15 protein-coding genes and 1 tRNA gene are annotated in these 18,118 nt (G+C 66.7%); 6 read left to right on the forward strand and 10 right to left on the reverse strand.

Going from position 1 to position 18,118, the window contains the following annotated elements; all coding sequences use genetic code 11:
• Nucleotides 1-238: 238 nt before the first annotated feature.
• Nucleotides 239-3,460 (forward strand): (Fe-S)-binding protein, encoded by a 3,222-nt coding sequence (locus QX204_RS30905; RefSeq protein ID WP_301903991.1) that lies wholly within the window; start codon nt 239-241, stop codon nt 3,458-3,460.
• A 116-nt stretch (nt 3,461-3,576) separates the two neighbouring features.
• On the opposite strand, the gene QX204_RS30910 is transcribed toward QX204_RS30905, so the two are convergent.
• Both QX204_RS30910 and QX204_RS30915 read right to left on the reverse strand, forming a co-directional pair.
• The gene (locus QX204_RS30910) at nt 3,577-4,056 is read right to left on the reverse strand and encodes a hypothetical protein (protein ID WP_301903992.1); all 480 of its coding nucleotides are present in this window, start codon (nt 4,054-4,056) and stop codon (nt 3,577-3,579) included.
• 182 nt (nt 4,057-4,238) lie between these two features.
• On the reverse strand, nt 4,239-4,763 hold the full coding sequence (locus QX204_RS30915) for a YdcF family protein (protein ID WP_301903993.1): 525 nt from the start codon (nt 4,761-4,763) through the stop codon (nt 4,239-4,241).
• A gap of 252 nt (nt 4,764-5,015) precedes the next feature.
• Between QX204_RS30915 and QX204_RS30920 the strand changes: the two genes are divergently transcribed.
• Together QX204_RS30920 and QX204_RS30925 are read left to right on the forward strand one after the other, a co-directional pair.
• A complete protein-coding gene (locus tag QX204_RS30920; protein ID WP_301903994.1) occupies nt 5,016-6,338 on the forward strand; it encodes a UDP-glucose dehydrogenase family protein in 1,323 nt (440 codons plus the stop codon).
• A gap of 90 nt (nt 6,339-6,428) precedes the next feature.
• Nucleotides 6,429-7,787 (forward strand): DUF7159 family protein, encoded by a 1,359-nt coding sequence (locus QX204_RS30925; RefSeq protein WP_301903995.1) that lies wholly within the window; start codon nt 6,429-6,431, stop codon nt 7,785-7,787.
• 67 nt (nt 7,788-7,854) lie between these two features.
• Here the strand turns inward: QX204_RS30925 and QX204_RS30930 are convergent, their stop codons facing one another.
• The 3 genes from QX204_RS30930 to QX204_RS30940 form a co-directional block, all read right to left on the reverse strand.
• Nucleotides 7,855-9,126 (reverse strand): YibE/F family protein, encoded by a 1,272-nt coding sequence (locus QX204_RS30930; protein ID WP_301903996.1) that lies wholly within the window; start codon nt 9,124-9,126, stop codon nt 7,855-7,857.
• A 430-nt stretch (nt 9,127-9,556) separates the two neighbouring features.
• Complete coding sequence (locus QX204_RS30935; RefSeq protein ID WP_301903997.1) at nt 9,557-10,810, reverse strand: pyridoxal phosphate-dependent aminotransferase; 1,254 nt, start codon at nt 10,808-10,810, stop codon at nt 9,557-9,559.
• Nucleotides 10,811-10,870: 60 nt separating this feature from the next.
• Nucleotides 10,871-12,130: a helix-turn-helix domain-containing protein gene (locus QX204_RS30940; protein WP_301903998.1), complete on the reverse strand. Its 1,260-nt coding sequence runs from the start codon at nt 12,128-12,130 to the stop codon at nt 10,871-10,873.
• 202 nt (nt 12,131-12,332) lie between these two features.
• Here QX204_RS30940 and QX204_RS30945 point away from each other — a divergent pair, with 202 nt between their 5' ends.
• Nucleotides 12,333-12,842: a hypothetical protein gene (locus QX204_RS30945; protein WP_301903999.1), complete on the forward strand. Its 510-nt coding sequence runs from the start codon at nt 12,333-12,335 to the stop codon at nt 12,840-12,842.
• Here the strand turns inward: QX204_RS30945 and dcd are convergent.
• Entirely contained in the window at nt 12,761-13,360 is a 600-nt protein-coding gene (dcd, locus tag QX204_RS30950) for a dCTP deaminase (protein WP_056823535.1), read from the reverse strand. The genes QX204_RS30945 and dcd overlap by 82 nt on opposite strands.
• 162 nt (nt 13,361-13,522) lie before the next feature.
• Here dcd and QX204_RS30955 point away from each other — a divergent pair.
• Nucleotides 13,523-13,593, forward strand: a tRNA-Gly gene (locus tag QX204_RS30955).
• Nucleotides 13,594-13,753: 160 nt separating this feature from the next.
• Nucleotides 13,754-14,599: a CPBP family intramembrane glutamic endopeptidase gene (locus tag QX204_RS30960; RefSeq protein WP_301904000.1), complete on the forward strand. Its 846-nt coding sequence runs from the start codon at nt 13,754-13,756 to the stop codon at nt 14,597-14,599.
• Between the two features lie 55 nt (nt 14,600-14,654).
• On the opposite strand, the gene QX204_RS30965 is transcribed toward QX204_RS30960, so the two are convergent.
• Genes QX204_RS30965 through sfnG form a run of 4 tightly spaced genes read right to left on the reverse strand, consistent with a single transcriptional unit; the run spans nt 14,655 to nt 18,071 of the window.
• Nucleotides 14,655-15,152 carry a flavin reductase family protein gene (locus tag QX204_RS30965; protein WP_056823586.1) on the reverse strand — a complete coding sequence of 166 codons (498 nt, stop codon included), beginning with the start codon at nt 15,150-15,152 and terminating at the stop codon, nt 14,655-14,657.
• Nucleotides 15,145-15,672: an NADPH-dependent FMN reductase gene (locus tag QX204_RS30970; RefSeq protein ID WP_301904001.1), complete on the reverse strand. Its 528-nt coding sequence runs from the start codon at nt 15,670-15,672 to the stop codon at nt 15,145-15,147. Before QX204_RS30970 ends, QX204_RS30965 begins: the two co-directional genes overlap by 8 nt.
• Nucleotides 15,673-15,699: 27 nt before the next feature.
• Nucleotides 15,700-16,956 (reverse strand): SfnB family sulfur acquisition oxidoreductase, encoded by a 1,257-nt coding sequence (locus QX204_RS30975; protein WP_301904002.1) that lies wholly within the window; start codon nt 16,954-16,956, stop codon nt 15,700-15,702.
• Nucleotides 16,956-18,071: a dimethylsulfone monooxygenase SfnG gene (gene sfnG / locus QX204_RS30980; protein WP_301904003.1), complete on the reverse strand. Its 1,116-nt coding sequence runs from the start codon at nt 18,069-18,071 to the stop codon at nt 16,956-16,958. The genes QX204_RS30975 and sfnG overlap by 1 nt, the downstream gene beginning before the upstream one ends.
• Nucleotides 18,072-18,118: the final 47 nt, after the last annotated feature.

Below are 18,118 nucleotides of genomic sequence, written 5' to 3' on the forward strand. Positions count from 1 at the left end.
CGGACGGTTTACGGTGTTCAACAGTCGCTACGGGAACCCCGTGGCAAACAAATTTGTGATATTGCTCACAGGCAAACCACAGGTCAAGTCGCAGTAAACGAGGTCAGAGCGCAAAAGCCGATCCTACGGTGGACAGCGTTAGTTACTGGCCGGTAACTTAGTGGCGGTTACGATACGAGCAATCGGGCGAGGTCTCCTCGCTCAGAACCTCGTGTTGCCTCGAAAGAAAGGTCGCGACATGAATGCCCTGACTATCACGTTGGGCACGATTGGAGCTGTGCTCAGCCTGTTCTGTTGGGCGTCGTTTATCGGCGGCGCATGGAACATCGGCAAGGCAGTCACCATCGGCCAGACGGCCCCCGATCGTTGGCGACCGTTCTTCCCGCGGTTCAAGAACATGTTCATCGAGGTCGCGGCCCATACGCGGATGAACAAGTTCCGCACCGTCGGCTGGGCGCACTGGCTGGTCATGACCGGCTTCATCCTCGGCGCGATCCTGTGGTTCGAGGCCTACGGCCAGACCTTCGACGGCTCGTTCCACTGGCCGATCATCGGCAACTGGGCGATCTACCACCTCGTCGACGAGATCCTCGGCATCGGCACCGTGGTGGGCATCGGCACGCTGATCATCATCCGCCAGCTCAACCATCCGCGGACTCCCGCGCGCCTGTCGCGTTTCAGCGGCTCCAAGATGGCCCCCGCCTACGTCATCGAGACGATCGTCTTGCTCGAGGGCCTCGGCATGATCTTCGTCAAGGCGGGCAAGATCGCCACGTACGGACACGGGCACGCCGCCACCGACTTCTTCACCATGCAGATCGCCAAGCTGCTGCCCGCGAGCCCGACCATGGTGTCGGTCTTCGCGTTCATCAAGCTGATGTCGGGCATGGCCTTCCTGTACCTGGTCGGCCGCAACATCACCTGGGGCGTGGCCTGGCACCGCTTCTCGGCCTTCTTCAACATCTACTTCAAGCGCAATGCCGACGGCAGCGTCGCGCTGGGCGCGGCCGCGCCGATGGTGTCCAACGGCAAGGTCCTCGACATGGAGAACGTCGACCCCGATGTCGACACCTTGGGCGCGGGCCGCATGGAGGACTTCTCCTGGAAGGGCTGGCTCGACTTCTCCACCTGCACCGAGTGCGGCCGCTGCCAGTCACAGTGCCCCGCCTGGAACACCGGTAAGCCACTCTCGCCGAAGCTGCTGATCATGTCGCTGCGCGACCACGGTTACGCTGCCGCCCCGTACCTGCTGGCCGGTGGCCGCAAGGACGCCGGTGGCGACGAGGTCGGCCTGGTCGACGCCGACGGCAAGCCCGACGAGGCCGCGCTGGCCAAGATCCCCGAGGCCGCTCGTGCCGAGGCGGAGCGTCCGTTGGTCGGTGGCGAGGATGTCCACGGCATCATCGATCCCGAGGTGCTGTGGTCGTGCACCACCTGTGGCGCGTGTGTCGAGCAGTGCCCGGTCGATATCGAGCACGTCGATCACATCATCGATATGCGCCGCTACCAGGTACTGATCGAGTCGGAGTTCCCCTCCGAGCTCGCCGGCCTGTTCAAGAACCTCGAGAACAAGGGCAACCCGTGGGGCCAGAACTCCAAGGACCGCCTCAACTGGATCAACGAAGTCGACTTCGACATCCCGGTCTTCGGTAAAGACGCCGACAGCTTCGACGGCTACGAATACCTGTTCTGGGTCGGTTGCGCCGGCGCCTACGAAGACCGGGCGAAGAAAACCACCAAGGCCGTCGCCGAGTTGTTGGCGACCGCGGGCACCAAGTTCATGGTCCTCGGCGCCGAAGAGACCTGCACCGGTGACTCCGCACGCCGCGCGGGCAACGAATTCCTCTTCCAGCAGCTGGCGTTGCAGAACATCGAGGTCATCAACTCGGTATTCGACGGTGTCGAACAGTCCAAGAAGAAGATCGTCGTCACCTGCGCACACTGCTTCAACACCCTCAACAACGAATACCCCCAGGTCGGCGGCACCTACGAGGTCGTCCACCACACCCAGCTACTCAACCGCCTCGTGCGCCAGAAGCAGCTGGTACCGGTCGCGACGGTCTCGCAGAACATCACCTACCACGACCCCTGCTACCTGGGCCGGCACAACAAGATCTACAACGCTCCGCGTGAGTTGATGGAAGCCTCGGGCTCGACGTTGGTGGAAATGCCACGTCATGGTGAGCGGTCGATGTGCTGTGGTGCCGGTGGTGCCCGGATGTGGATGGAAGAACAGCTCGGCAAGCGCATCAACGTCGACCGCGTCGACGAAGCGCTGTCGACCAACCCGACCAAGATCGCGACCGGCTGCCCGTTCTGCCGGGTCATGCTCAACGATGGTGTGACCGCGCGTCAGGAACAGGGCCAGGGCGAGGGTGTCGAGGTCGTCGACGTCTCGCAGCTGATGCTGGACTCGATCACCCGTATCGATGCCGAGCAGTTGTCGGCGAATCTGGTTGTTGTTCAGGAGCCCAAGGCTGCACCCGAACCCGAGGTGGAACCGGAGCCGGTGGCTGAGGTCGCGTCCGCGACTACTGCTGCGCCGAAGGCTGCTCCCGCTGGTGGCGGTCTGGGGATGAAGGGTGGCGCGAAGGCTCCCGGTGGTGGACTCGGCATGAAGGGCGCTGCCAAGGCTCCCGGTGCCAAGGCATCCGCGGAAGCTGCCCCCGCAGCCGAAGCCCCCGCAGCCGCTCCGGCCAAGGGTTTGGGCATGAAGGGTGGAGCGAAGGCTCCCGGTGGCGGTCTCGGCATGAAGGGCGGTGCGAAGGCTCCCGGTGCCAAGGCTCCTGCTGCTGAAGCTGCCCCTGCCGCCGAAGCCCCCGCAGCTCCCGCGGTCAAGGGTTTGGGCATGAAGGGTGGAGCGAAGGCTCCCGGTGGTGGTCTCGGGATGAAGGGCGGTGCGAAGGCTCCCGGCGCGAAGGCTCCGGCCGCTCCCGCTCCCGCTGCGGAAGCTCCGGCCGCCGAAGCTCCTGCTGCCGAAGCCGCTTCCGCACCGGCCGCGCCGGTCAAGGGCCTCGGTATGAAGGGCAAGGCGAAGGCTCCGGGTGCCAAGGCAGCCGCTCCGGCACCGGCTGCCCCGGCAGCTGAGGCGGCTCCGGTGGCAGAGGCGGCTCCTGCCGAAGCTCCCGCCGCTCCTGAGGTTTCTGCTCCTGCGGAATCCAAGCCGTCGGTTCCCGCCAAGGGGCTTGCCATGAAGTCCGGTCTGAAGCGGCCCGGCCCGAAGGCCCCCGGCGCTGCTGCGGCTCCCGCTGCGGCCCCGGCTCCCGCTACCCCGGCCGAACCTGCAGCTCCGGCTGAACCTGCGCCTGCTGCCGAGCCGGAAGCCCCTGTGGCGGAGTCGGCCACGCAGGCCGAGCCGACCAATGGCAACGGCAACGGCACCTCGGTGGCGCCGCCGACCGCCAAGCCCGGCGGTCTCGGGTTCAAATCCGGTGCGAAGTCTCCGGGTCGCAAGAGCTGACGACTGAAAACCCAGTGAGGCGCGGATTCCCAGGAATCCGCGCCTCATCTGTTTCCGCACGCTCTGGTGGCAGCGGTGACTTCGACGGTCACGTAGACCGGTGAACCGATCTCACCTCAGCATTGGCTCGGTTCGCCGTTCTTCACCACCGACAGCACGGCCTCCCCTTCGCCGACCGCCACACCCGGTGCGGGCTCCTGCCCGACAACAGTCCAGTTGCGGTCCATCACCTGCGCGCGCCCCTGTCCGCTGGCATCCGCGGACCGTGAGAAGAACACGCCCGCCGCCTGGATCGTGTCCTGTGCCTCCTGCAAGTTCATACAGACAACCCCGGGCATGATCGCGGCCGGAGCCGCGGCGGCTGGCGAGGTGGGCGGGGCAACCGCAGTGGTCGTCGCTACTGGCGGCGCGATCGCGGGCGCACTGGTAGGCGCAGCGACTTGCACGGTGGTCGTCGGCGGACGCATCGTCGTCGACTCCGCACTCGGCTCACCCTCGACCACGCAACCGGCGACCCCCGCCAGCATCGCCACCGCGATCAGCACGGTCCGCCCACGGCGCAACGACGAAATCTCTTTTCCCACCATGTGATTCATGTCGACTTTCCCCTGCTCACAGTTGCGCGAACGGTCGAATGACCGCCGCGCGCGACTCCCCCGACAGGAGCGCTGCGCGAGCCTACATCCGTGATTGCCTCCGTCCGACCGGAACCGGCAAGTAGCGAGCAATCAGTCCAGTCGGCGGGCTCGAATCTGGTCACCCGCCCCAATCGACCCGCTCAGCAATCAGCGAACCAAGCCTTGACGAACCCCGCCGACTGATAGGCGTAATCCCACGCCCAGCGCACCGGCGACAGCTGGGGTCCCGGGTCGGCGAACAGCAACTCCCCCGCCCAGCATTTCCCGAGGATGTACCGGGCACGGGAGACGTGCGGAGTGAAGGTGACCACGATGACGCGGTCCCAGTCGGCACCGAGTCGGGCCAGCTCCCGCCCCTCACCAAGAGTCGTGCGGGGCGAGGGATCGAAGCAGATCACCTCGAAGCTGTAACCGCCGTGGCAGATTCGATTCACCATCGGGCTGTGGTCATAGGGGTTGGAGACCAGCACGCGCGGCGCGTACCCCTGCGCGGCCAACCGCAGCCCGAGTTGTTCGCGGCCGTCGTGCGCCCCACCGAGAATCAGAATCGCATCGGCGACCTGCGGATCGTCCGTACGCGGCCGGACATACACCGGCCACAGCGCGACCACCGCGATCAATACCACGACCAGCGATCCACCCGTGGCGAACAGGACCCGACGCATAGTCAATGCTCCATCCGCGATGACGTATTCGTGCGATCCCGCACGATTATGCCAACCACGCGCACCCGAGCAGCTCGCACCGAGTGCGAGCCGACGATCCGAACCGTGCACCCACCGACTTTCTCATTTCCGCAGGTGAGAGCCCCGCACGCGGATCGCCCCCGCTGACGTTTCCCCCTGTACACCAGATGTTGCGCCCGCTCTTGCCTCGCTGACGCGGCGTAGCCACGCGCGCCGCTTACCAACAGAACTATGCGATGCACAGTCTTCGGAACGGGGTACCTCGGAGCCACGCATGCAGCGTGTATGGCCGAGTTGGGACACGACGTGGTCGGGGTGGACGTCGATCCCGGCAAGGTGGCCAAGTTGGCCGATGGTGTGGTGCCGTTCTACGAACCGGGGCTCGAGGAAGTGCTGCAACGCAACCTCGCTACCGGCCGCCTGCGGTTCACCACGGACTACGAAGATGCCGCGGCCCACGCCGACGTGCACTTTCTCGGTGTCGGGACGCCCCAGAAGAAGGGCGAGTACGGCGCCGACCTGAAATACGTGCACGCGGTGGTGGATACGCTCGCCCCGATGCTGGAACGCCCGGCGATGATCGTGGGCAAGTCCACCGTGCCGGTGGGAACCGCCGCTGCCCTGGGCGTTCGGGCCCGCGAGCAAGCCGAGGTCGACGTCGAGGTCGCCTGGAACCCCGAGTTCTTGCGCGAGGGTTTCGCGGTGCAGGACACCCTTCGCCCCGATCGCCTCGTTCTCGGTCTCGACCAGGCCCGCGAACGTTCGGCGTGGGTAGAGGAGCACATCCGCGAGATCTACGCCGACCTCATCGCCGCCGAGATCCCCTTTCTGCTCACCGACCTGGCCACCGCCGAACTGGTGAAGGTCTCGGCGAATGCCTTTCTGGCGACGAAGATCTCGTTCATCAACGCCGTCTCCGAGGTCTGTGAGGCCACCGGCGCCGACGTCACCATGCTGGCCGACGCCCTCGGCTACGACGCCCGCATCGGCCGCCGATTCCTCAATGCCGGACTCGGTTTCGGCGGCGGCTGCTTACCCAAGGACATCCGCGCCTTCATGGCACGCTCGGGCGAACTCGGCGCCGATCACGCCGTGGCGTTCCTGCGCGAGGTCGACAACATCAATATGCGCCGCCGCACGAAGGTCGTCGACATGGCCGCCCGCGCCTGCGGCGGTTCCCTGCTGGGTGCGAACGTGGCGGTTCTCGGCGCGGCCTTCAAGCCCGAATCCGACGATGTGCGCGATTCACCGGCCCTGAACGTGGCGGGGATGATCCAGCTGCACGGCGCCGTGGTCACCGTGTACGACCCCAAGGCAGTGGAGAATTCGCGCCGCGTGTTCCCCACCTTGAACTACGCCACCTCGGTCGCGGAGGCCTGTGATCGCGCCGATGTGGTGCTGGTCCTTACCGAGTGGAACGAATTCACCGCATTGACCCCGGCCGACCTCGACCCGGTGGTACGGTCCCGTTCGATCATCGACGGTCGCAACTGCTTGGACAGCGCAACCTGGCGTGCGGCCGGGTGGGTATACGCCGGACTCGGCACCCCGTAGAGTAACGAGCCAAGCGGGGGCTGGAGCGGATTTCGGTCCGCGTTATCGCAGTCCTCGCATGTCGTGCAGCACGGACGAGATGGGCAGCGGATGAGTTCGGTTCTGGGAATTTCGGTGGGGGCCGGGACGGTGCGCCTCGCGCGTCCGCAGCACGGTGGCCCACACGGTTCCGTCCCGCCGTATTCGTTCGACGTGCAATCGATCCCGATGCCCGAACAGCAGGCCGAGGAGACCGCCGCCGACGCGATCGCCGCCACGCTGGCCGCAGCGCCGGAGATCGCCGCCACCACTATCACCTTCCGCAGCGAGCCGCAGGCCAGGGCGGTGCGCGCCGCGATGGCACGGCGCCAGCTCACCAACTACCAGCTCGTGCCCGAAGCCGTTGCCGCCGTGAACTTCGCCCACGCCACCAGCGATATGCGCGATGTGTCCACCCTGGCCGTCTACGACCTGGGCAGTTCCGGTCTCACGGTGAGCGTGATCAACGCCCGCACCAGCGATGTGTACCAGTGCGAGCGGATCAGCGACATCAGCGGCGACTACCTGGATTCGCTGATCAGGGAGCAGCAGATCGCCTCGGGCCGGATCGCGCATCCGGCCGACCCGGCGGGCCTGGCCGCCCTCGACGCGCTGTGCCGAGCCGCCAAGGAGCAGCTGTCCAACAGCAATGCGGTGGCGTTGCCCAGCGAGCAGGGCCTGGTGCTGCTCACGCAGGAGAACTTCGAAGCGCTGATGATGCTGGCGATCGAGTCGTCGGCTCGGATGACCCGTGATGTCATCATCCGCGCGCAGCATCCGGTGCAGGCGGTGATGGTTCTCGGTGGTGGCGCCCGGATTCCGTTGATCGCGCGCGTGCTAGAGCGCACGATCGGCGTGCCGGTGATCGTGCCGCCCGAGCCGGAGACCGCGCTCGCCCGAGGCGCCGCGCTACTCGCCCGCCCCGCCCAGGTCCAGCAGGCCCCCGTCGCCCCGGCGCCGGTTCCGATGGACGAACACGACGACACGACCCCCGCCTGGCTCACCGCGCCCACCCGTGGCCGCCGCCCGCTCAGCGCACTCACCAACCGGGCGCATTCCCGCCGCGAACTGAATGTGGCGGTGCTGACGGTGAGTTCGCTGGTGGTCGTCGCCGCGATCGGCCTCGGCCTCGGTTACGGTCCCGAAGTGCTCGAGCGTGGTTCGTCGAGCGATGGTTCGCAGGCCGTCCCCGCGACCACTCCCCCGCGGCCCAGCGCGGTCAGCCCGTCGACGGCGCCGGTCGCGACCACCGAGACCGAACATGAAACCGCCGCGGCGCCACCGGTCAATCCGCGCCGGGTCGAGGAAACCACCGACGCGCCGCCATCCCATGGTCCCAACACCTTCACCGTGGTCCCCGGCCTGCCCCCGGTGGTGCTGCCCACTCTGCCCCCGGTGGCCCTACCCGGTTTCCCGCCTGCCGGTCAGTAACTCCTGCTGGACACCGCCCGGCTCGCCGAATCGAATTCCGCGAGCCGGTCCGGTGTCCGGAGCAGGATCAGTTCCGCGCGTGTCTGGCCCGCGCGGGCGCCACAGCGGCCGTCTTCGCACCGAACGGCCGTGCCAACATCACCGCGATCATCGTCGTCAACGGCACCGACAACGCCAGCGCGATACCGCCCACCGCCGATCGCGTGATCTCGATGGCCACCGCGTCTCCGGTCAGCACATCGGTGATCGACCGCCCCGCCACGCTGAACAGCAGCAGCAGCGGCAGCGCCCCACCGGCATAGGCGAGCACGAGTGTGTAGACCGTGCTGGCGATGTGGTCGCGCCCCACCCGCATGGCCGCGGTGAAGATCTCCCGTCGCGTCGCGCCTTCGTCGAGCGCGGCGAGTTCGAAGGCCGCCGAAGCCTGCGTGATGGTCACGTCGTTGAGCACACCGAGCGATCCGATGATGAACCCCGCCAGCAGCAGCCCGGTGATGCTCACGTGCTGAATGTAGGTGGCCACGTTGGTGTTCTGTTCCTCGGACAGCCCCGTGAGATGGGTGACCTCGATCGCCACCCACGACAGCACCGCCGCCACCACCATCGACGCGAGCGTCCCGAGCAACGCCGAACTGGTCCGCAGATTCACCCCGTGCGCGAGATAGAGCACCACGTAGAGGATCAGCGCCCCCGACACCAGCGCCACCGGAATCGCCGACTTCCCGTCGAGCAGCGCCGGCAACAGGAACATCACCACCACACCGAAGGCGAAGCACAACCCGACCAGCGCCCGGAATCCCCGCCACCGCGCGACCACACAGATCACCACGACGAACGCGAGCACGATCAAGAACAACGGCAGCCCGCGCGCGTAGTCCTCGAACCCGTACATGGTGATTCCGGCCGGATCCTCGGCCCGTACCACCCGAATGTTGTCGCCTGCCCGCAGATCGGGCTGCCCCGGCCCCGGCGCGATCTCGAACAGCGTCTTCTTGCCCTCGTCGGGCCCCGACCTGATGTCGATGATGCTGCGCTGACACGTATAGGCGGCGACCCGCGGCGGTTCCGGCTTGTCCTCGAACACCTTCCCGATCGACGGGCTCCCGCAGGCCCCGACGTCCTGCATGACAACGGTCCCGGCCTCGGTCTGCACCGCCCCGCCGGACATGGTCTGCATCGGCAACGGGATCTCGACGTGCTGCGCGCTCGGCCACAGAAACACCGTCGCGACCAACACCACCACCCCGATGATCGCCAACAGCCCGACAACGACCTTCGCCGCCGTGTCGCTGATGGCTATCGGCCCGGAATGGTCGTGATGGTGATGATGCTCGCTCACGCACAGAGCCTAACGGCTGCGGTTTTCAATAACACCCTCGCAACACCAGATCTCGTCAGAACATGGGTAGCTCACCGGGGACAACAAAAACCTCCCCGGGTCCAGGTCTGACCTGGACCCGGGGAGGCGGGTTTGTGCGGCGGCGGAGAGCAGGGGGGTGTCTCCGCCGCCGGAGGCAGGCGCCCAGGGGGGTAGGCGCGCATACCTTAAGGCTCTCGGTTGTCCAGGGGGGGTAGACAACCGGGCCAGGGCGCCGAAGCGCCGAGGTCTACTGTACACAAAAGATGGACTTTTGCACTAGTAGATCTTCATAACTTCCAACATTCCGAACTCACAGTCTGTTTTTCCAGCGATACCAGGATGCCCATCCTGGCCAGAGCCCCGAAAACTCACTGGTCAAAGCCCTTACAAGTGAGCGCTGACTGTATCGCTACTGACGATAGCTGGACAGGAAGTTGCCGAATCGCTCGATCGCCACGGCCAGATCTCGCGCCCACGGCAGCGTCACGATCCGCAGATGGTCGTTCGCCGGCCAGTTGAACCCGGTCCCCTGCACCATCAGGATCTTCTCCTGCAACAGCAGATCCAGCACGAGCTTTCCGTCGTCGTGGATCTCGTGCACATTCGGATCCAACCGAGGGAACGCGTACAGCGCGCCACGCGGCTTCACGCACGACACACCCGGGATCATGTTGAGCCGCTCCCACGCCACATCGCGCTGCTCGAGCAGCCGCCCGCCGGGCAGGATCAGATCCTCGACGCTCTGATGTCCGCCGAGCGCCACCTGGATGGCGTGCTGCGCGGGCACGTTCGGGCACAGTCGCGAGGACGCGAGCAGATCGATGCCCTCGAGGAAACCGGCCGCGTGCTCCTTGGGCCCGGTGATCGCCAGCCACCCCGAGCGGTAACCGGCCACCCGATACGCCTTCGACAGGCCGTTGAAGGTCAGGCACAGCAGGTCGGGGGCGAGCGAGGCCAGCGAGATGTGCTTGGCGTCGTCGTAGAGGATCTTGTCGTAGATCTCGTCGGCCAGCAGCAGCAGCCGGTGCTTGCGCGCCAGGTCGACGATCTGCTGCAACACCTCCGCCGAGTACACCGCACCCGTCGGATTGTTCGGGTTGATCACCAACAGCGCCTTGGTCTTGTCGGTGATCTTCGATTCGATATCGGCGATATCGGGCTGCCAGCCGTTCTCCTCGTCGCACAGGTAGTGCACCGGGGTACCGCCGGCCAGGCTGGTCATGGCCGTCCACAGCGGGTAGTCGGGCGCCGGGATCAGCACCTCGTCACCGTTGTCGAGCAGGGCCTGCATGGTGACGGTAATCAGCTCGGACACCCCGTTGCCGAGGTAGACGTCGTCCACATCGAGCTCGGGGAAGCCGGGCACCAGTTCGTAGCGGGTCACGATCGCGCGCCGCGCCGACAGGATGCCCTTGGACTCGGAGTACCCCTGGGCATACGGCAGAGCGGCGATGATGTCGCGCATGATCACATCGGGCGCCTCGAACCCGAAGGGGGCCGGGTTGCCGATGTTGAGCTTGAGAATGCGGTGGCCCTCGGCCTCCAGGCGTGCTGCCTGTGCGTGTACCGGCCCACGGATCTCGTAGACCACGTTCTGCAGTTTCGTCGACTGCTCGAGAACGCGCGGGGACACATGCGGCGATTGAGGACTCACCGGTCCCATGTTGCCATCCTGCGCAACCTCATTTGGTCGCACGGTCGCCTTGTGCCTGGTGACAGCCCTCTACGGTCGCGGGTGACCGGCCAGCGCGGCGGTCGCGACACAGAATTCCTCGATGCGTTCGTCGAGTCCGCGCGCTTCCACCGCGTCGCGATAGGTCGGGGCGGCGATGCGGCGGCGCAGGCCCACGAGGCGCTCGCTCAGCTGGGCGATGCGTTTGTCCTCGGGAAGGTCGAGGACCGGTCGCAGGGCGTCGGCGGCGCCGTCGATGCTGCCGTTGATGAGGTGGGCGGCCGCGTTGTCGACGCGGGCCAGCGATTCGGCGCCGTAGGAACGTTGTAGCGGCGGGCCGCTCGAGTAGAGGGTGATGGCGCGTTCGGTGGCGGCCAGTGCCTGTTCGGCGCGGCCGAGCTGAATGCAGGTGGCGCCCGCGTAGTAGGCGGCCTTGGGCGGACCGAACCCGAACACCCCGCCGATCTCGTCGTGCAGCTCGTCGCGGCGGTCACCGGCCGCCACTTCGGCCGCGCGCAGGCACCGGTCGGTCTCGGCATCGCTGCCGAGCCGCGCCCACACCCTCGCCTCGATATTGAGCAACCGCACCCGCCCCAACCCCGGACCCGCGAATTCCTGTCCACTGCGGGCTAATTGGACGGCGTTGCGCGGCCGGTCGGACCAGTTCTCGATCAGGGCGTGCATGCCACGGGTCCACGCGCGTAACCCGTTGTGCCCGCTCAGTTCCGCGTAAGCCCAAGCGGCCCTGATCTGTTCGCCCGCGGCATCGAGATAGCCCAGGTCGGTACTCGCGTTGGCCAACAGCCCCGACAACGTACCGGCCAACAGATATAGGTGGCTGGTGTCGACCGGCTTCTGCTGCCCGTCGAGTAGTCGGTACACCCGCCTGCGCACCCGCAGCATCTCCACCATCATCGGCGCCGGTGCGGCATGAACGTATTCGTTGGCGATGCGCCGGACATCGGCGTCGAGCTGGGCCAACGTCGTCGCCCCCACATTCGTGCCCTCCGCGGCGGCCGCGTGTTCGCTGGCCTCGTGCGCAGCCGCCATGATCAACTCCCTCTCCGACAACACCTCGGGGACAGCACCTTTGACAGTTCCCGCATCGACGAACGCGAGCAGGTCGGCATCACCCGCGGGCGCCAGCAGGGTCGAGAATCGCGCGCGCACAACGTCATCGGAGCGAGCCAGTGACGTATCGAGCGCCGCCTGGTTCACCGGACGTGGGCGCACCCGCACCCCACCGGCTTCCCATTTCGACACCAGTCGTTCGTGCACACCGAGATGGGCCGCGAACTCCCGGATGCTCATTCGTTTGGCATCGCGAAGAGCTCTGGCCTCTCTCCCTGTCCACTCTCCGACCACGGCGTCACCTCATCCGACGAACAACTCCCTCCAGAGTACGAGCGTGACAGTGAGACACACCACAAGTTCGCGGAATCGGTTGTCAGAGGCAGTGAAAGGGCGGTGCGGGGCAGTGGTCACGCCCTCCTATATGGGGGATTCTGGAAACGTGGAAGCCAGAACTGTCGACGACTGGGTGCAGTGTTACCAGCGCGAATTCCGGCTACCCGTCCGCGAGCGCGGCGGCTTTGTGATGCTGCCGATCACCGATCGGCTCTGTGTGGTGCATCTGCCTACCACGCGCGCCGAGAAGGTGCTCACGGCGCTGCGCGAGCAACGCTGTGAGGGTCCGGTGCTGGCACGCCAGATCCGCTGGAGCGTGCTCGCCACACCCGACGCCCGGCCCTCCGAGGAAGAGGCCGCCGAGCTCGCGGGGCTCGATATCGATATCCCCGGCATCGGCAGCGCCGTGATGCTGCCGACCAATCTGGGTCGCTGGAGCCGCGAGGGTTGCCACTGGGTGCGCCCGCCGTCGGGTGGCGGCGACACCCTGCCCGCCCTGTCACTGGTGCTGCGTACCGCGGTAGCGGCAGGCCCTCAGCGCGTCTCGACCGCGCTCAAGGAATCGGGCGAGAGGGGAAAGTTGAGGTACGATCGCGACGGCGTCGGCCCCCGCTGATTCTGATACTTCGACCCGGCTTTCGCACTGCCGTACGGGTGCTCGGCCGGGCTCGACAGCCGGATCAGGCACAGCTGCCCGATCTTCATCCCCGGCCACAGCGTGATCGGCAGATTCGCCACGTTCGACAGCTCCAGGGTGATGTGCCCACTGAACCCCGGATCGATGAACCCCGCCGTCGAATGCGTGAGCAGCCCGAGCCGCCCCAGACTCGACTTACCCTCCAGCCGCCCCGCCAGATCGTCGGGCAGCGAGCACACCTCGAGCGTCGACCCGAGCACGAACTCCCCCGGATGCAGCACGAACGGCTCCCCCGGCTTCGGCTCCACCAGGCTGGTCAGCTCGTCCTGCTGCTGCGCTGGATCGATATGGGTGTAGCGACTGTTGTCGAACACCCGGAACAGCCCGTCGAGGCGCACGTCGATACTCGACGGCTGAACCATCGACTCGAGCATCGGCTCGACGCCGAGCCGCCCCGCGGCGATCTCGGCCCTGATGTCACGATCGGAGAGCAGCACCGGCCCAGTGTAGGCAGCTGCACCCCAGGTAGAACCCCCACCCCTGCGGCTCCGCCCAGCGAGCGACCCCGCCGGCCCACCGGCCGGCAGCGCAGACGCACCAACACTTGCCTCACCCGGCGAGAGGTCTGATAGAGTCGCGAACGCGCCCAACAGCGCACTGCCGATGTAGTTCAATGGTAGAACTTCTGCTTCCCAAGCAGATGGCGCGGGTTCGATTCCCGTCATCGGCTCAACACGAAAGACCTCAGTCGCCTGGGGTCTTTCGTTGTTTCAATGGTTCGCCGGCGACGTGACGGCCCGTCCTGACTCGCTGGTGAAATCCCCACTGTCGGAAGACGCATCACATACCGTGGTCCTGCTCGGCCTTCTCCCTTAGAGCATGGAGTCGAAATGACCGATACGGTGCCTGTGTCGCAGGAACAACGCGGCCTACGAGGGTTCATGAATCGCGGCGGATTCTGGCGTTTTCTCGCCTTTGTCGTCGTCTATCTCGCGATCTACCTCGCCGCGGGCTTCGTGATCGGTCGCGTCGGCGGGCACTACGTCGATGATGATCTGCTGAGCAGCCTGGGCAGTGTGTTCGTCCAGGTCACCGCGGCACTGATCGTCGGAGCCATTGTCCTGGCTGCGTTCTCCGCTTATCTGGGCTGGAATCGGGAGTTGTACGGACGACAGCCGATCTACCGTTCGAAGTGGATGTGGATCGCGCCGGTGATCGTCGGGATACCGATCGTGCTGCGCGTGCTCGGGATCGACTGGGGCAGGCATCAGGCCGACATCGTCGCGCTCATGCTCGTCACCGGATTGCTGGTCGGCTTCGTCGAGGAACTGACCTACCGCGGGTTCGGGGTCAAGATGCTGCGTGAGGCGGGCCACGGCGAGTTGGTGGTAGCGGCCCTGACCTCGCTCGCCTTCGCGCTGTCGCACAGCACCAACCTGCTCGGCGGACAGTCGATCAAGGTAGTCGGCCCCACCATCCTCTACACCTTCTCGTTCGGCGTACTGATGTACCTGACGATGCGAGTGACCGGATTCCTGCTGGGTGCGATGGTGATGCACGGCCTGACCGACCCGACCACGATGCTCGCCACCGGCGGCGTCGACGAGGTCGCCACCGACGCCTCCTCGGGCGGCTTCCTGCAAGCCGCGGGCCTGTTCACGATGATCGTCATCATCAGCGGTTACCTGTTGGTGCTCTTCGTCCGCGGCCGGGTAACCGATCAACGCCCGTCCTGAACCCGACGAAGGCTCCGGATCGAGTGATCCGGAGCCTTCGTCGTCGCGACGGGGTTCAGCCCGTGTGCAGAGTCCGGAACTTGCTGCCGTGGAACACCAGTGGATCGATGTCCTCCCGTGCGGCGACACGATTCACGCGCAGGATCACCACGAGATGATCGCCCGCGCTGACCTGCGTTTCCGGCACCCCTTCGATCCAGGCTGTCGCGCCGTCGATGAACACCGCCTCGCCGGTACCCCGGTGCAGGGCGGTCTCGCGGAAACGGTCGCCGTTGCGGGCGCCGAGCGCCTTGGCCGCGGCCTGCTGGTCGGTGCCGAGCAGACTCAGGCCGAGGTGGCCCGCGCCTGCCAGCTTGGGCCAGGTCGACGACGAGTTCTGCACGCAGAACGACACGAGCGGCGGATCGAGGGAGACGGGCACGAAGGTGCTCACCGCCAAACCGTGTGGGACGCCGTCGATCTCGGCGCACACGGCCACCACGCCACTGGGGAAGTTGGCGAAGGCGCGGCGTAAGCCGTTGCCGTCGGCGGGAAATTCCAAGAGCTCATGCATGATTCGTTGCCTCCACCGGCCGCACGGCCGGGTCTGTCAGTGCCGCGGCGACGGGTCCCCATCGCCGGGCGTATTCCTCGATGACGCCGTCCTCACCGAAAGTCCGGTCGGACAGATAGAGCCCGGGCAGCGCGGCGGTGCCACCGATCTCCACCAGCACGGGCTTGAGCAGCAGATCGGGTGCCAACGCGTGGGTCGGACCCGCGCCGAGCATCACCGGCACGGTCACCACACCGGCCAGGCCGGTACCGCCGTCGAACTGTTCGAGGAACAGCTTCAGCAGCCCGGTGTAGGTGGCCTTGAAGGTCGGACTGGCGAACACGACGAGTTCGGAGGTCGCGACGGTTTTCGCGGCCGCCGTCACCGCCGGGTCACCCCAGCCGAGCAGGCCGGGCCCGAGGGTGACCAGGTCGATCACCTGCGGCTCGGCATCGGGGCGAAGTGCCCGCGCGACCTGCACCGCCGCGGCGAGGGTGCGCGAAGCGGGTTTCGGGTTTCCGACGACGACCGTCACTGTCATGGGCTGTCCTTGTCTCGCGTGGTGGTTCTAGATGACGCCGTGCAGTGGCGGCGGTCGGTTGTGCAGAACGGCCCGTCCGATGTGCTGGTATTTCCAGCGAACCGGGTCGTGCAGTGTGTGGGTGCGCGCGTTGCGCCAGAAATGGTCGAGCCGGTGCTCGGACGCGGCGCTGCGGGTGCCGCCCACTTCGAATATCGCCGCGGACACCTCGTTCGCAGCACGGTCGGCGAGGATCTTGGCCGTCGCGACGGCGATGGATGCCCGCGCGCCCGCGCTCTCGAGGTGCGCCCCCGGATCCTCGCCGTCCGCGATCACCCCGGGCCGCACCGCCGCGTCGACCGCCGCACCCGCGACGATCAGCGTCGATTCGGCGGCCGCGACGGCAACAGCCAGTTCGCCGAACCGCTGCACCACGAGCGGGTCGTCTGACGCGTTCGCTACCTGGGCCTCGAACCAGGGCCTGCTACGCGTCCGGACGAATTCCGCCGCCGCCTGCAAAGCGCCGTGCGCGATACCCGCGTCGATGGCGGCGTGCAGGAGCTGGGCGAACGCGCCGTACCCGGTCGGCGCGTTGACCGCGGACGCCCGCGAGACCAGTTGCTCGTGCCCGACCTCCACCGCGTCGAACTCGACCGTCCCGCTGCCGGTTGTCCGCTGCCCCAGCGCATCCCAGTCGTCGACGATCCGCACGCCGGGCTCGAGCGCGGGCACGAAGGCCACGTACTCCCCGGCCTCGAGCCCCGAAATGCCCTGTGGATCATCGAGTCTGGTCAACACCGCGAGCACATCGGCGAACAGCGACCCGGTGCAATAGAACTTCGTCCCCTCGACGACGAACCGCCCGGCCGCACCATCGACCGGCCGCAGCACTGTCGCGATCTCGGCAACCGTCGTCCCACTGCGTTCGGACTGCGCGTTGGCGATCCGCGCCCCCGCGAGCACCTTGCCGAAGTAGTCGCGCTGCTGCGCCCGAGTTCCCGCCAGCCGCAACAGATTCAGATACACGAAGTGACTGTGCGGCACCTGCGCGATATTCGGATCGGCCGCGGCCAGGATCCGCACTACTTCGGCGACCACGCTGGGCGGTAGGTCGGCGCCACCGAATTCGGCGGGCACGGTGATCGCGAGCAAGCCACTGGCCGAGAGCTGATCCAGCTCCTCGTGCGGCAGCCGACGCGAGAGATCGCGCTCGGCGGCACCAGCGGCGAACACCTCGGCCAACTCGGCCGCGATCCGCACCGCCTGGTCGGCCGTGGCGATCCGCTCAGCGGTCACCACCGTCATCAGCGTCCCGCCGCGACCGGCGTCGCGGCGGCCTCCAGTTCACGCACCAGCGGCAGCACCTTGGCGCCGAAATATTCGACCTCTTCCTGGAAGTGCAGGAACCCGGCCAGAATCAGGTCGACGCCGAGCGCCCGGTAGGCCACGATCCGCTCGGCGATCTGCTCGGGCGTGCCGATGAGCCCCGTCCGGAAGCCGTCGTTGTACTGAACCAGATCCTCGAACGTGGAATCGGCCCACATGCCCTTGCGATCACCGGTGGACGCGCCCGCCTGCTGTACCGCGTCGCGGAACCCTTGCACCGCAGGCTTGTTCGCCTTCTCGACGATCTCGCGCAAGGTGTCGCGCGCTTCCTTCTCGGTGTCGCGGGCGATGATGAACCCGTTGAGCCCGAACTTCACCTCACGATCGTTTTCCCTGGCGACCTCGCGCAGATCGTCCAATTGCTCTGTGACGCCGTCGAAGTCCTTGCCGTTGGAGAAGTACCAGTCCGCGTGGCGGCCACCGTTGCGCCGCGCCGCCGTGGAGTTACCACCTTGGAACAGTTCGGGATTGGGCCGTTCGGGGGTATTGAGCGGCTTCGGCTTCAGGGTGAAGTCGCGGATCCGGTAGAAGTCGCCGCCGTAGTTCACCGCGTCCTCGGTCCAGATCTTGCGGATCACCTCGAGGAACTCGGCGCTGCGCCGGTACCGCTCGTCGTGTTCGAGCCACGGCTCGCCCAGCGCCTTGAACTCACCGGCGAACCAGCCCGACACCACATTGATCGCGAACCGGCCCCCGGACAGGTGGTCGGCCGTGGCGCCGAACTTGGCCAGCACCGCGGGATGCCACAGTCCAGGATGGATGGCGGCGATGACCTTGAGCCGCTCGGTGGCGGCCAGCAGCGCGAGGCTGAACGAGGTCGACTCGTGCTGGAACTCGGCGCCGTAGGACGCGGTGTAGCGCACCTGGGTGAGCGCGTAGTCGAAACCGTTGCGCTCCGCGGTCTGGGCGAGCTTCTTGTTGTAGTCGAAATCCCAGCTGGTGCGTTGCTCGATATCGCTGGTCACCAGCCCGCCACTGACGTTGGGCACCCAGTAGGCGAACGAGACCTGGTCGGCGATTCTCTCCGTGGTCACGGGCAGTTCCTCCTCGTCGTCGGCTGTTCCAGTGCAACACCGGCAGC

Source organism: Nocardia sp. PE-7, from assembly GCF_030486425.1.
GTDB lineage: Bacteria > Actinomycetota > Actinomycetes > Mycobacteriales > Mycobacteriaceae > Nocardia > Nocardia salmonicida_A.